At 39.3% G+C, this 12,870-nt stretch carries 15 protein-coding genes and 1 riboswitch; of the genes, 2 read left to right on the top strand and 13 right to left on the bottom strand.

Annotated features, from left to right (window positions below):
• The 13 genes from D8848_RS02805 to D8848_RS02745 all read right to left on the bottom strand — a co-directional run bounded on the left by D8848_RS02805 (nucleotide 1) and on the right by D8848_RS02745 (nucleotide 11,632).
• Complete coding sequence (locus tag D8848_RS02805) at nucleotides 1-459, bottom strand: CtsR family transcriptional regulator (RefSeq protein WP_001211277.1); 459 nt, start codon at nucleotides 457-459, stop codon at nucleotides 1-3.
• 118 nt (nucleotides 460-577) lie between these two features.
• Nucleotides 578-1,306, bottom strand: a complete 729-nt coding sequence (locus tag D8848_RS02800; RefSeq protein ID WP_033687598.1) for an ABC transporter ATP-binding protein — start codon at nucleotides 1,304-1,306, stop codon at nucleotides 578-580.
• On the bottom strand, nucleotides 1,306-2,313 hold the full coding sequence (locus D8848_RS02795; protein WP_004255331.1) for an ABC transporter substrate-binding protein: 1,008 nt from the start codon (nucleotides 2,311-2,313) through the stop codon (nucleotides 1,306-1,308). Before D8848_RS02795 ends, D8848_RS02800 begins: the two co-directional genes overlap by 1 nt.
• 38 nt (nucleotides 2,314-2,351) lie before the next feature.
• Nucleotides 2,352-3,110, bottom strand: coding sequence for an ABC transporter permease (locus D8848_RS02790; RefSeq protein ID WP_162174238.1), 759 nt, complete (start codon nucleotides 3,108-3,110; stop codon nucleotides 2,352-2,354).
• The gene (locus D8848_RS02785; protein ID WP_033687647.1) at nucleotides 3,073-3,363 is read right to left on the bottom strand and encodes a thiamine-binding protein; all 291 of its coding nucleotides are present in this window, start codon (nucleotides 3,361-3,363) and stop codon (nucleotides 3,073-3,075) included. Before D8848_RS02785 ends, D8848_RS02790 begins: the two co-directional genes overlap by 38 nt.
• A gap of 68 nt (nucleotides 3,364-3,431) precedes the next feature.
• Nucleotides 3,432-3,534: riboswitch (TPP riboswitch) on the bottom strand.
• An 82-nt stretch (nucleotides 3,535-3,616) separates the two neighbouring features.
• A complete protein-coding gene (gene cbpD / locus D8848_RS02780; protein WP_033687599.1) occupies nucleotides 3,617-4,735 on the bottom strand; it encodes a choline binding-anchored murein hydrolase CbpD in 1,119 nt (372 codons plus the stop codon).
• An 89-nt stretch (nucleotides 4,736-4,824) separates the two neighbouring features.
• Nucleotides 4,825-5,091 (bottom strand): Veg family protein, encoded by a 267-nt coding sequence (locus tag D8848_RS02775; protein WP_001278169.1) that lies wholly within the window; start codon nucleotides 5,089-5,091, stop codon nucleotides 4,825-4,827.
• Nucleotide 5,092: 1 nt separating this feature from the next.
• Nucleotides 5,093-6,445: a replicative DNA helicase gene (gene dnaB / locus D8848_RS02770; RefSeq protein WP_004255325.1), complete on the bottom strand. Its 1,353-nt coding sequence runs from the start codon at nucleotides 6,443-6,445 to the stop codon at nucleotides 5,093-5,095.
• Nucleotides 6,446-6,488: 43 nt separating this feature from the next.
• Nucleotides 6,489-6,941: a 50S ribosomal protein L9 gene (rplI, locus tag D8848_RS02765; RefSeq protein ID WP_004255324.1), complete on the bottom strand. Its 453-nt coding sequence runs from the start codon at nucleotides 6,939-6,941 to the stop codon at nucleotides 6,489-6,491.
• Entirely contained in the window at nucleotides 6,938-8,911 is a 1,974-nt protein-coding gene (locus D8848_RS02760; RefSeq protein WP_045605287.1) for a DHH family phosphoesterase, read from the bottom strand. The genes rplI and D8848_RS02760 overlap by 4 nt, the downstream gene beginning before the upstream one ends.
• A 135-nt stretch (nucleotides 8,912-9,046) precedes the next feature.
• Entirely contained in the window at nucleotides 9,047-9,595 is a 549-nt protein-coding gene (gene hpf / locus D8848_RS02755; RefSeq protein ID WP_004255322.1) for a ribosome hibernation-promoting factor, HPF/YfiA family, read from the bottom strand.
• Nucleotides 9,596-9,674: 79 nt separating this feature from the next.
• Nucleotides 9,675-10,337 (bottom strand): ComF family protein, encoded by a 663-nt coding sequence (locus tag D8848_RS02750; protein ID WP_125450646.1) that lies wholly within the window; start codon nucleotides 10,335-10,337, stop codon nucleotides 9,675-9,677.
• A complete protein-coding gene (locus D8848_RS02745; protein WP_125443243.1) occupies nucleotides 10,334-11,632 on the bottom strand; it encodes an ATP-dependent helicase ComFA in 1,299 nt (432 codons plus the stop codon). Before D8848_RS02745 ends, D8848_RS02750 begins: the two co-directional genes overlap by 4 nt.
• 56 nt (nucleotides 11,633-11,688) lie before the next feature.
• Between D8848_RS02745 and D8848_RS02740 the strand changes: the two genes are divergently transcribed.
• Nucleotides 11,689-12,324 (top strand): YigZ family protein, encoded by a 636-nt coding sequence (locus D8848_RS02740; RefSeq protein ID WP_125443242.1) that lies wholly within the window; start codon nucleotides 11,689-11,691, stop codon nucleotides 12,322-12,324.
• A 15-nt stretch (nucleotides 12,325-12,339) separates the two neighbouring features.
• Nucleotides 12,340-12,783, top strand: coding sequence for a PH domain-containing protein (locus D8848_RS02735; RefSeq protein WP_125443241.1), 444 nt, complete (start codon nucleotides 12,340-12,342; stop codon nucleotides 12,781-12,783).
• The last annotated feature ends 87 nt before the right edge of the window (nucleotides 12,784-12,870 follow it).

Below are 12,870 nucleotides of genomic sequence, written 5' to 3'. Positions count from 1 at the left end.
TTACTTCCCTTTTCTATCTACCTCTTGTATGACCTGTCTTAGCATGTTTGCTCGAAGGACTGGAGCTTCTTCTCCTAGAACGCGATCCAAAGCTACTGATACTAGCAAATTCATCTCCTGCTTGGTCATCAATTCCTGCTCAACCAAAAGCTGTAGAATATCCTCATAAATTTCTTGACTGACCCGCTCGCCAATCGAATAAAGCAGCTCTCGGAGCATTTCATGATGACTAGAAAACTCAATCCGTCCTATACGAATGTAGCCTCCGCCACCACGCTTACTTTCAACCAAGTAGCCTCTACTTTCCGTAAAGCGTGTCTTGATCACATAGTTAATCTGACTAGGGACAACCTGAAAGGTATCTGCCAACTGACTCCGTTGCAACTCCACAATACCAGATTGATCTAAAATCGCCTTGATGTAGGCCTCAATATGATCCGATGTATTTTTAAATCTCATTACAAACCCACCTCTCTCTTTAAACCTTGACTATCTTTGACTATTATACCGAAATTTTCTCATTTTTAAAAGAAAAAGGGCGCTGGTAAAGGATAATCTTCACCAACTCCCTATTTTTCTACTTATCTAAGCCTAATTCTGCCAAGATTTGACGTTTGTAGGCAATCTTTTGGACTTCCTTGTCCTCATCTTCAGACCAATCTAGTTTAATTTCTGAAACAATCTGCCCAGGACGATTTTTCAAGATATAGATGCGATCGCTGAGACTGAGAGCCTCCTCGATACTATGCGTGATGATCAAGGTTGTCAGTTGCAACTGCTTGTGAATCTCAAGGTACCAAGCGTGGAGTTCCATCTTGGTCATCTCATCCAAGGCGCTAAAGGCCTCGTCTAAGAGAAAGAGCTTGTGCCCGAAAAGGTAAGTTCGAAGCAAGGCTACACGCTGGCGCATCCCGCCACTGAGTTCATGAGGGTATTTATCTCTTACAGCTGTCAACTGGAAGGTCGCAAGAATTTCATCTGCGCGAGCAATAGCTTCTGCCTTATCCACCTTTTGAATCAAGAGGGGCAGAATGATATTACCAAGCACCGTCTTGTGCTCCAAGAGTAGATCCTTTTGCAACATATAACTCACGCGCCCCTTGGGATTTTCTTCACCATCAAGTACAATTCTCCCTGACTGGACTTCTAAAATCCCAGCGATTAGGTTAAAGAGGGTGGTCTTTCCAACACCACTTGGACCTAAGATAGAAACCACTTCTCCTGAAGTCACCTGCAGGTCGATGTCCTCTAAAATCCTATCTTGTCCGTAGGCATAACTGACGTGTTCTAGTCTTATTTCTGTCATTATTTCACAAATTCGTTGGTGAAGCCTTTGTCTGTCAAGTCTTCTTTAAGGATACCATTTTCTTTATCCCATTTGTAGAAGGCATTCCAGCGAGCTGCATCAAATTGCCCCCATTTTTCCTTGTCGCTTGCGTATTCTTTTGACAAGTATTTTTGAGATTCGATGACAAAGTCACGTTTTTCCTTGAGTTCAGGTGCATTTTTGATGAGGATATCAGCTGCTTCCTCTGGATGCTCCATAGCATATTGGTAGCCTTTTTTGATAGCTTGGATAACTTTGCGAGCTTCTTCTTTGTTGTCTTTCAAATAGTCATTGTTTGCGATGATAACTGGTGAATAGTAGTCAAACTCTTTAACGTAGTCTTTCAAGTACATGAAATTAGCATCTACACCTTGAGATTTTGCAAGGATACCATCCCAACCGTAGTAGATCCAAGCAGTATCAAAGACCCCATTGGCAATCGGTGTGATTGAGTTTGAGTCGTTATTTGGTACTTTTTCAACCTTCTCAAAGTCTCCACCTTGAGATTCTACCAATGTTTTCAACATAGCAAGTTCAGTTGGGTCATTCCAAGTTCCGTATTTCTTACCAACCAAGTCTTTTGGACTAGCTACATTGTCAGATTTACGAGAGATGATTCCTGATGTATTGTGCTCAACAATAGCTGCAACGGCAGTAATTCCTGCACCTTTTTCCAATTTTTTAGCCATGTAGTCTTGGAAATAGACTGCAAATGGTGCCTTACCGTTAATAACCAAGTCAGAAGAACTTTCTTCTGGTGGCAATTTCAAATCAACATCCACTCCAGCTTCTTTGAAATAACCTTTTTCCTTAGCAACATAAAGCCCTGTGTGGTTGGTATTTGGCGTCCAGTCTAGGATAAAGTCAATCTTCTTGAGTTCTGCTTCCTTATTATCCTTAGAAGCAGTTCCTTGACCACAGGCCACAAGCACAACAGCTACAAGAGCTGTTAAAACAGTTAAAAACACTTTCCATGTTTTCTTCATTTCAATTTCCTCTTTTCTTTTTCAGAAACATTCTTATTCTACGAACGTTTCCATTTAATAACATATTTTTCACTGACATCAACCAGCTTCATACCGAGAAGACTGATAATCGATACCAGAATAATAATAGCAAACATAGTATCATACTGAAACAGTTTCTTGGACTGAATCATGTAGACACCTAGTCCTTCAAAGCCTCCCAACCACTCAGATACTACTGTTGTGATAAAGGCGTAGGAGACACTGACCCTCAGACCAGCATAAAAGTAAGGCAGACTGACAGGGATTTTAAAATGCCACAGGATTTGCCAAGGTTTGGCCCGCATCAGACTAAACAAGGTCAGCATATCCTTGTCACAATGCCTAAAACCGTCCAAAATGCTGACGATGATAGGAAAGGTAGTCGTCAAGATAATCAAGACAATCTTGGGCAAAATCCCATAACCGAGCCACAAAACCAGGATAGGGGCTATGGCAATGGTCGGAATGGTCTGAACAACCACCATCATAGGGTAAATCAGGTCATTGAGCCAAGTCAAACTATCCATAAGCACAGCCATGAGACAGGCAATCAAAACTCCCAGAACCAACCCCAGCAAAGCCACTCTCAAGGTCGCCCAGCTGTGGTGCCAGAGAAATTCTCTATCACGCACAAAAGACTGGAGGATTTCAAGAGGTGTCGGCAGGATAAACTTGGGGAGAAGTTTAAGAAAACCTGCTAACTGCCAGATTGACAAGACTCCTAGAAAGCCCAATAGACTAATGTGTCGTCTCAGTATACTTTTCAAGTTTCTCATCAATACTTAAAATCTCTCCTACATTTATTTTGACATTGGCAAAGACATTATCTGCCTCCTGCCCTGCCACTTCTAGCGCTTCTTTGAGAATGCGCATAAGCTCATCAAACTCCCCTTCCAAGACCGTTTCAAATGGTGTCACCACCATAGTCACTTCTTGAGCTTGCAGGTAATCAATGACCTGATCAATAACAGCAATCCGATCGATCCCCTGTGATAGGGGTAAAACTTGCAAGGCAATGCTTGCTTTCATAACAACCTCCTCTTCTCGTTTTCCTTTGACAACAAGAAAAACCTTTACCATACATGGAAAAGGTGCAGAATAGACTAAGTATCGTTCCCTACGCTGGCATTACCCAGATCAGGTGCGGTCGAAGTTTAACACTTCCTCTCAGACTGTACACAGACTCCCATATATTATATGGACATATGATAGCGCAAAACAAAAAAAATGTCAAGGAAACTGCTTACAGAAAAGAGTAGGAAAATTTTCCTACTCCAATTTTCTATACTCGTTCTCCATCACTATTTACTCTGTAGCCATCCACCGTCGTATTGACGGCTAAGGCGCCCGAAGAGTAAGAGTAATACCACTTACCAGAAACTTGATACCAGCCTGTTTTCATTGCCCCTGAACTATCCAGATAATACCACGAGCCATTCTCCTTTAACCAGCCTGTCTGCATTTCACCAGATGATTTCAAATAATACCAGCTAGAACCATCCTTCAACCAGCCTGTTGATTTAGAGCCATTTGATTTGAAATGATACCAACTACCATTTATTTTCTTCCAACCAACAGTTGAACTGTTATTGGATCCATAGTTAGAGCTATTTCCTGATTGATTCTGATAATTCTGTGAAGAGCTTACTCCCTCTAGCTGGATATAGCGACGACTTCCGTTATAAGCCGTATAACTCAACCACTTGTATCCGTCTTTTTCGAGAATTTGATCATAATGAACATTCTCCCCAGGATAATAGTAATCAATCGCAGTTGCGCTAGCTAGAGGCTGATTTTTGATAGCAGCCTTAGCCTTAAAATAATGTGTTCCTCCTGTTGAAGCTGAGGATTGACTATTTCCAACACTTCCTCCAGCTAAATCTTTAAAATGAATAAAGCCAGTCATGGTATTGGCCTTCACGACGCGCTTATTGTAAGATTCTCTTATTCCATAGTTGTATTCTTCAATCTCAATCTCATCTCCTATTACATTTGACACCCAAGCAACATGACCATAAGTTCCTGCAGTAGACCAAGCAATGGAGCCAATAGCTGGTCTATTATCGACACGATAGCCTTCACGACGAGCACGATAGCCCCATTCATTTGCATTTCCATAAGCCGCCGGAATCTCAAAACCATTGACATTACTCAAACGAAAGGCTGCAAAAGAAGTACACTGACGAGAATACATGCGCCACTTATCAATCTCCTGGCTCCCATTTTTATAATGAGCAGGATAATCATCCCCACGCGCAATCGATCCATTTCCTCCGGAATAGGCATATACACTATTACCCGCTGCTAACATCAATCCTACTACTAAAAAGGGAACAACCTTTTTAGCTGATTTTCTAAAAGAAAATCTTGTCTCTGCTACTTTAAATGGTGAAATTTTCATTCTTCCTCCTTGAAAAATAATATAAATCGAAGATTACCTTCACTTAAACTATTCGGAGAAAAAAAGAAAAAGTGAGAAAATTTCTCACTTTAGTCAAGATAATGAATCAAATTCTTTTCTGTAAGGATATCTGAGTAAGTAAAGGATTCAACGTAAACATTAGCTTGTTTATCTCCTTCAACGTTCCCAAATTCAACGATAAATAGGGATGGATAAACCTCAATTAGCTTACCCAATCTATTTTTTTGGCGCTTACGACCATTCTCCAAAGTCATTTCTACGACTTGTCCCTCATGTGCCTTGATTTCTTCTTTTATTTTTTTCATCTTGGCTACATCTGTAAATGCATCTGACATCTTATGCCTCCCTCTTTGAGATACTTGAAAATTTATTGTATTCTTTTTGGAAAATTAATTCCACCGTTCCACGAGCTCCACTACGGTTTTTCTCTATAATAACTTCTACCTTATTGTTTGGTATGCCTTCCTCTTCTTCACCACCACGCTCATAGTAGTCGTCGCGATAAAGAAAGGCTACGATATCAGCGTCCTGCTCAATAGAACCAGATTCACGAATATCAGACAAGACCGGTCTCTTATCCTGGCGTTGTTCTACACCACGAGAAAGCTGACTTAGAGCGATTACTGGAACCTTCAGTTCCTTAGCTAAAATTTTCAACTGACGTGAAATTTCTGAAACCTCTTGTTGACGATTTTCCCGACCAGTTCCCGTGATAAGCTGCAAATAGTCTATTAAAATCAAACCAAGATTTCCAGTTTCTTGAGCCAGTTTACGAGAACGAGAACGAATCTCTGTAATCCGAATCCCTGGCGTATCATCGATATAGATACTTGCATTAGCTAGGTTCCCTTGAGCAATGGTATATTTTTGCCACTCCTCATCAGTCAATTGACCCGTACGGATAGAATGCGATTCCACCAAGCCTTCTGCCGCCAACATACGGTCCACTAGACTTTCCGCACCCATTTCGAGTGAAAAAATAGCAACCGTTTTGTCCAACTTAGTCCCAATATTCTGAGCAATATTCAATGCAAAGGCTGTCTTACCAACCGCTGGACGGGCTGCTAGGATAATCAACTCCTCCTCATGAAGTCCAGTCGTCATATGATCCAAGTCACGATAGCCTGTCGCAATACCTGTAATATCGGTAGTTTGTTGCGAGCGAGTTTCCAGATTTCCAAAGTTGATATTCAACACATCTCGAATGTTCTTAAATCCACTTCGATTAGCATTTTCGCTGACATCAATCAGGCCTTTTTCTGCCTGAGCAATGATTTCATCAGCTGGTTGCGAAGCCTCGTAAGCTTGATTGACAGACTCTGTCAACTTGGAGATTAATCGACGTAGCATGGCCTTCTCTGCAACAATCTTAGCATAATACTCCGCATTAGCAGAAGTTGGCACAGAATTGACAATCTCAACCAGGTAAGACAAGCCACCAATATTCTGTAAATCACCTTGATTATCAAGAATGGTACGAACCGTTGTTGCATCTATAGCATCGCCACGATCGGATAAATCGACCATAGCTTGGAAAATCAAACGATGGGCATACTTAAAAAAGTCCCGAGACTCAATATATTCTCGCACAAAAACAAGCTTACTCTCGTCAATAAAGATAGCCCCTAAAACGGATTGCTCAGCTAAGATATCTTGAGGTTGTACTCGTAACTCTTCTACTTCTGCCATCAGACTTCCCTTCCTTTTACAATCTTGTCAAGAAAGTGTAAATTTACCCTTCTTTCACACGAAGATTGATCACACCTGTGATATCTTGATAGATTTTCACTGGTACATCGATCAAACCAACTGCTCGAATCGGAGCTTGTACTTGAATATGACGCTTATCAATCTTAATTCCAAATTGCTTTTGCAATTCTTCTGCAATTTTCTTATTGGTAATGGAACCAAAGGTACGACCATCTGGACCAACTTTTTCAACAAATTCTACAACCGTTTCTTCTGCTTCTAGTTGGTCTTTAATTGCTTTTGCTTCTGCAATCATCTCAGCGTGAGCTTTCTCTTCTGATTTTTGTTTACCACGAAGTTCACCTACAGCTTGAGCAGTTGCTTCTTTTGCTAAATTCTTTTTGATAAGAAAGTTTTGTGCATACCCTGTTGGTACTTCCTTAATTTCACCTTTTTTACCTTTTCCTTTAACATCTGCTAAAAAGATTACTTTCATTCTTCTTTCTCCTTTTCCTTTATTTCATTTAATACAATTTCTGTCAGTTTTTCACCTGCTTCTGACAAGGTTAAATCCTTAATTTGAGCTGCTGCCAAATTAAAGTGGCCTCCACCTCCCAGCTCTTCCATGATCCGTTGTACATTCAGTTTACTACGACTGCGAGCTGAGATAGAGATAAATCCTTGTGTATTCTTCGCAAGAACAAAACTCGCTTCAATGCCCGACATAGCTAACATGGCATCTGCTGCCTTACTAATAACAACTGTATCATAGCATTTCGAGTCCTTAGCCTCTGCTATCAGTACATCTGAACCTAATTTACGTCCCTGTAAAATCAGTTCATTGACCTCACGATATTCTTCAAAATCCGTCGCAGCGATTTCCTGGATAGCAATACTATCGCTTCCGCGCGTTCTGAGATAGCTAGCAACATCAAATGTCCGACTAGTCACTCGTGAGGTGAAATTTTTAGTATCCAACATCATACCAGCCATTAAAACACTTGCTTGCATACGACTCAAACGATTTTTCTTAGAATTCTGGAACTGAATCAATTCCGTTACCAACTCACTGGCACTGCTTGCACCACTTTCGATATAAGTGATAACTGCATTGTCTGGGAAATCCTGATCCCTTCGATGGTGGTCAATAACAATAGTTTGGGTAAACAAATCATAAAAATCTTTTGATAAAGTTAAAGCTGTCTTTGAATGGTCTACAAGAATCAACAAAGAACGATTGGTCACCATCCCCATTGCATCCTTAACAGACAACAACTTCGTAACTCCTTCTTTTTCTAAGAATGCAACAGCTCGTTCAATATCTGGTGACATTTGATTTTCATCATAAAGAGCATAACTATTTTCTGTTACATTACTAGCAAATAACTGCATACCTACAGCAGAACCCAAAGCATCCATATCAAGGTTTTTATGACCAACTACAAAAACCTGATCTACACTTCTAATTTTATCTGAAATAGCCGTCATCATAGCGCGCGTACGTGTTCGTGTACGCTTGATTGACGCAGCAGACCCACCACCAAAATAAACTGGATTTTTCGTTTCGTCGTTCTCCTTGACAACCACCTGGTCTCCACCACGCACTTCAGCCAAGTTCAAGTTGAGTAATGCAACTTTACCTATCTCATCATGATTTCCATCACCATAAGAAAAGCCCATACTTAAAGTCAAAGGCAACTGTCTCTGTTTTGACTCTTCTCTGAAAGCATCGATAACAGAAAATTTATCATTCATCAATCCCTCAAGTACCGTGTAGTCCGTAAAGAGATAGAAACGGTCCATACTCACTCGACGGGAGAACATGGCATGCTTCCCAGCAAATTCTGAAACAAAATTGGCTACAAAACTATTGATATGACTGATATCAGACTCCGATGTTTCATCTTCTAAATCATCATAGTTGTCAACGGAAACGATCCCAATCACAGGTCGACTCGTTACTAACTCAACAGTCGCTTCGTATTCTCCAGACACATCAAAGAAGTAAAGAACTCCAGACACCTTGTCCATATGAACCGAATAGCGGGTCTCACCCAAGGTGGCATAAGAACCTGGATTCCCCACAGAAGCCTTGATAATTGTTTGAATTAATGCCACATCAATTTCGCCCACTTCATTAGTCAAAATCAATTCAGCATAAGGATTAAACCATTCAACTTCACCTGACGACAAGTCTAATTTAATAACTCCGACAGGCATCTGTTCTAACAAGGTTGTCAAACTTTCTTCAGCTTGGTGGTTTACATACTGGATTTGTTCTACTTCACTCCTTGAGTAGTAGTCTCTCTGATGGATGAATAGTAAAATATATGAACCCAAAATAAGTAGCAAAAGAAATAGCGTTACCAGTGTATTCGTTACAAAAACAAGTTGCACAGATAGCACTCCGAACGCCACTATTCCTAATATTAAGGGGAAAATAGGACTTACATAAAATTTTTTCATTCCAAACCTCTTGGCACCCATTATACCATAATAACCACCAAAAAGCGACTTTTTAAAAGTGTAATCAGTAATTCTATCAATTATAAGAAAAAGGAGGTTTACAATTTAGTAAACCTTCCTTTACACATATTGAAATTAAGATTCTTTAACTTCTAACAAGCCAATCTCGCCATCTTCACGACGATAAATCACATTGGTTGTCTGATCTTCAACATCCACATAGATAAAGAAATCATGTCCCAACAAATCCATCTGTAGAATAGCTTCTTCCAAATCCATTGGTTTTAAATCAATTTGTTTTGAACGAACAACTCTAGATTGGACAACATTTGTATCTTCCACCAAAGCATCTGTAAATAATTGACTAGTTGCTACCTTGTTTTTATTTTTACGCTCGATTTTTGTTTTATTTTTACGAATCTGACGTTCAATTTTATCGGTTACAAGGTCAATTGAACCATACATATCTTGAGACACATCTTCTGCACGAAGAGTAATTGAACCAAGTGGAATCGTCACCTCTACTTTAGCAGTTTTTTCACGATACACCTTCAAGTTAACTCGAGCATCCAACTCTTGTTCAGCTTGAAAATACTTTTCGATCTTTTCGAGTTTAGAAACTACATAATCACGAATTGCTTCTGTTACTTCTAGGTTTTCACCACGGATACTATATTTAATCATATGAGTACCTTCTTTCTAAACATTTTTGTTTTTCTGATTTCATTATAACGCTTTCATTTTAGTTTTGCAAATTTTTTCCTCATCTTACAAGGGAAAATGTTTTTACATCTTCAGCACCAGCCTCTTCCAACAGTTTCTTCACACGATTTATAGTTGTTCCAGTAGTGTAAATGTCATCTATAAGTAGGATTTTTTTAGGAATAGTGACTCCCCTTTTAATAAAGAAAGGAAGTTCTGTCCCCAAGCGTTCTGAACGATTTTTAGAAGAACTGGCCCGCTCTTCTCTCTTCTCTAGTAAGTCTTGAAAAGAGAACCCTGCTGCTTCAACTAAACCTTCAACCTGGTTAAATCCCCTCTCAAGTAATCTTTCAGGACTTAGGGGAATTACGACAAATTGATACTCTTTGTACTTTTTCAACTCCTCACTTAAAAATGAAGCAAAAACTTTTCTTAAAAGGAAGTCTCCATCAAACTTATACCGACTGAAAAAATCCTTCATAGCTTGATTGTAAGTAAAAATCCCTCTATGACTGACCTCAATTCCTTCTTTACACCAAAATTGACAATATTGACACTTTGTTGACAATCCTGTTTTCATACAGTTTGGACAGTACTCTTCTCCAATTTTCTCAAAAGTAGAATCACAATCTAAACAAAGACATGAGACATCATTCCTCAGAAGTAAGAGACTACTNAAAGTTAAAACAGCCTTCATAGTCTGCCCGCACAATAAGCACCTCATAGACCCGCTTCCTTATTCATCTGCTGAATTTCCTTAATTGCCTTCTTGATTGAAGTATTTAACCCATCATGGAAGAAAAGCAAATCTCCTGTCGGTCTGTCCATACTCCGACCGACACGTCCTCCAATCTGTATTAAACTAGACTTGGTAAAAAGACGATGATTGGCCTCTACTACAAAAACATCCACACAAGGGAAGGTAACTCCACGCTCCAATATTGTCGTACTGATAAGTATTGTCAGTTCTCCATCTCGAAAAGCTTGTACCTGTTCTAATCTATCTTCTGTTACAGAAGATACAAAGCCAATTTTCTCATTTGGAAATTGCTCCTGTAAGATTTCTTTTAACTGCTCCCCTTTCTTAATTTCTGAAGCAAAAATGAGTAACGGATAAGCTGTCTTTCTCTGCTTCTCAATATAGGACTTTAACTTTGGTGACAACCGATTTTTCTCTAAACAGTGATTAAAATCGGATAACCAGACAGGTTTAGGAATAATCAACGGATTTCCATGAAATCGTCTTGGCAAACTCAATCGTTTTAGTTCTCCTATGCGAACCTTCCTATCTAACTCATCAGTCGAAGTCGCTGTTAAAAAGATTCTCATTCCATTCTCCTTTACACTATTCTTGACAGCATGGTAAAGCTTGGGATTGTCAACATAAGGAAAGGCATCTACTTCATCCACTATCAGCAAATCAAAAGCTTGATAAAACTTCAATAACTGATGGGTCGTCGCAACAACTAGTGGTGTTCGAAAATACGGCTCTGATTCTCCGTGTAGTAAAGATATCTCGCAAGCAAAATCATCTTGCAGGCGCTTGTACAGCTCCAAACAAACATCTATGCGAGGACTAGCCAAGCATACTGCACCACCCACATTGATCACTTTAGCTACTACTTGATAAATCATTTCTGTCTTTCCAGCTCCTGTTACAGCGTGAACCAAGGTTGGTTCCTGCTTGTCTACAGCTTGAATTAGTCCCTCTGACACCTTCTCTTGAAAAGGAGTTAATTGACCGCGCCATTTGAGAATATCTTGCTTCGCAAAATCCTCCTGCGGAAAATAGTATAAAGCTTGATCACTCCTGACTCGCTTCATCAGTAAACACTCCCTACAATAATAAGCACCGATGGGCAAATACCATTCATCTAAAATAGCACTATCACAACGTTGACAGAAAAGTTTCCCTTTCTCCTTTCTCATTGCTGGAAGTTTCTCCGCCAACTGACGTTCCTCTTTTGTTAATTCATTCTCCGTAAACAACCGACCGAGATAATTTGGATTTACTTTCATACTTCTTTATTCGTAAAAACCTAGCGCTTTAGATGATTTTTTAGTACAATTAAATCATGGAATTTAGAACAATTAAAGAGGACGGACAAGTCCAAGAAGAAATCAAAAAATCCCGCTTTATCTGTCATGCCAAGCGTGTTTATAGCGAAGAAGAGGCTCGTGACTTCATTACTACCATCAAGAAAGAGCACTACAAAGCTACGCATAACTGCTCTGCCTTCATTATTGGGGAACGTAGTGAAATCAAACGGACAAGTGATGATGGTGAGCCTAGTGGTACTGCTGGCATTCCCATGCTTGGAGTACTAGAAAATCACAATCTCACCAATGTCTGTGTAGTCGTGACACGCTACTTTGGTGGCATTAAGCTAGGCGCTGGAGGATTGATTCGTGCTTACGCAGGTAGTGTCGCCTTAGCTGTCAAAGAAATTGGCATCATTGAAATAAAGGAACAGGCTGGCATTGCTATTCAAATGTCTTACGCTCAGTATCAAGAGTACAGTAACTTCCTTAAGGAACATAATCTCATGGAACTGGATACAAACTTTACAGATCAAGTCGATACGATGATTTATGTTGACAAAGAAGAAAAAGAAACTATTAAAGCTGCACTTGTAGAGTTTTTTAATGGAAAAGTCACTTTAACTGATCAAGGTTTACGAGAAGTTGAATCTCCTGTAAACTTAGTGTAAATAAAGGAGAAAAATATGGCATTTGGTAAATTCATTCAAGGACTCGCTGATAACTTTAGCGAGCAAAACAAAGAAACTCTTATCAAAGAATATGGACAATATCTACTAGAAAATGAAGAAATTCAAAGTGGATATAAACTGATTCGTGACTCAATTATATTTACAAATATCCGTATTATCTTTACAGATAAACAAGGCGCTACTGGTCGTAAGATGTCTATTAAATCAATCTTTTTGATGAACATTGTTAACGTTGAAATGGAAACTGCAGGAGCAGGTATAGATGATAGTGAAATTACTATTACTTATTTAGAAAATGTCTTTCTAAAAGCACATAATGAGCATTTTAGTGCTCATAAATTTGAATTCCCTAAGAAAACAGATATCGTTCCACTTTACACATATTTACTAGAATTAGCTTATCACAATCGCTTGAAAATTAATGGTTTAGACCTGTGATATAAAAAAATCCTATCACTTCGATAGGATTTCTATATTTTACAAATGGTATAGATAGCGTTATACTAGAAATATCTTATACAAAGA

It is taken from the genome of Streptococcus mitis, from assembly GCF_003942775.1.
In the GTDB taxonomy this organism is placed as follows: Bacteria; Bacillota; Bacilli; order Lactobacillales; family Streptococcaceae; genus Streptococcus; species Streptococcus mitis_CN.
Note: the sequence above shows the minus strand (reverse complement) of the source record. Positions and strands in the feature narration are given on the sequence as shown.

Coding starts and splice junctions, on each gene's coding strand:
- D8848_RS02760 (WP_045605287.1), bottom strand. CDS start 8,911: ATGAAAAAATTTTATGTAAGTCCTATTTTCCCCTTAATATTAGGAATA.
- D8848_RS02795 (WP_004255331.1), bottom strand. CDS start 2,313: ATGAAGAAAACATGGAAAGTGTTTTTAACTGTTTTAACAGCTCTTGTA.
- D8848_RS02800 (WP_033687598.1), bottom strand. CDS start 1,306: ATGACAGAAATAAGACTAGAACACGTCAGTTATGCCTACGGACAAGAT.
- D8848_RS02790 (WP_162174238.1), bottom strand. CDS start 3,110: ATGAGAAACTTGAAAAGTATACTGAGACGACACATTAGTCTATTGGGC.
- dnaB (WP_004255325.1), bottom strand. CDS start 6,445: ATGGCAGAAGTAGAAGAGTTACGAGTACAACCTCAAGATATCTTAGCT.
- D8848_RS02735 (WP_125443241.1), top strand. CDS start 12,340: ATGGCATTTGGTAAATTCATTCAAGGACTCGCTGATAACTTTAGCGAG.
- hpf (WP_004255322.1), bottom strand. CDS start 9,595: ATGATTAAATATAGTATCCGTGGTGAAAACCTAGAAGTAACAGAAGCA.
- D8848_RS02805 (WP_001211277.1), bottom strand. CDS start 459: ATGAGATTTAAAAATACATCGGATCATATTGAGGCCTACATCAAGGCG.
- cbpD (WP_033687599.1), bottom strand. CDS start 4,735: ATGAAAATTTCACCATTTAAAGTAGCAGAGACAAGATTTTCTTTTAGA.
- D8848_RS02745 (WP_125443243.1), bottom strand. CDS start 11,632: ATGAAAGTAAATCCAAATTATCTCGGTCGGTTGTTTACGGAGAATGAA.
- D8848_RS02775 (WP_001278169.1), bottom strand. CDS start 5,091: ATGTCAGATGCATTTACAGATGTAGCCAAGATGAAAAAAATAAAAGAA.
- D8848_RS02785 (WP_033687647.1), bottom strand. CDS start 3,363: ATGAAAGCAAGCATTGCCTTGCAAGTTTTACCCCTATCACAGGGGATC.
- D8848_RS02740 (WP_125443242.1), top strand. CDS start 11,689: ATGGAATTTAGAACAATTAAAGAGGACGGACAAGTCCAAGAAGAAATC.
- rplI (WP_004255324.1), bottom strand. CDS start 6,941: ATGAAAGTAATCTTTTTAGCAGATGTTAAAGGAAAAGGTAAAAAAGGT.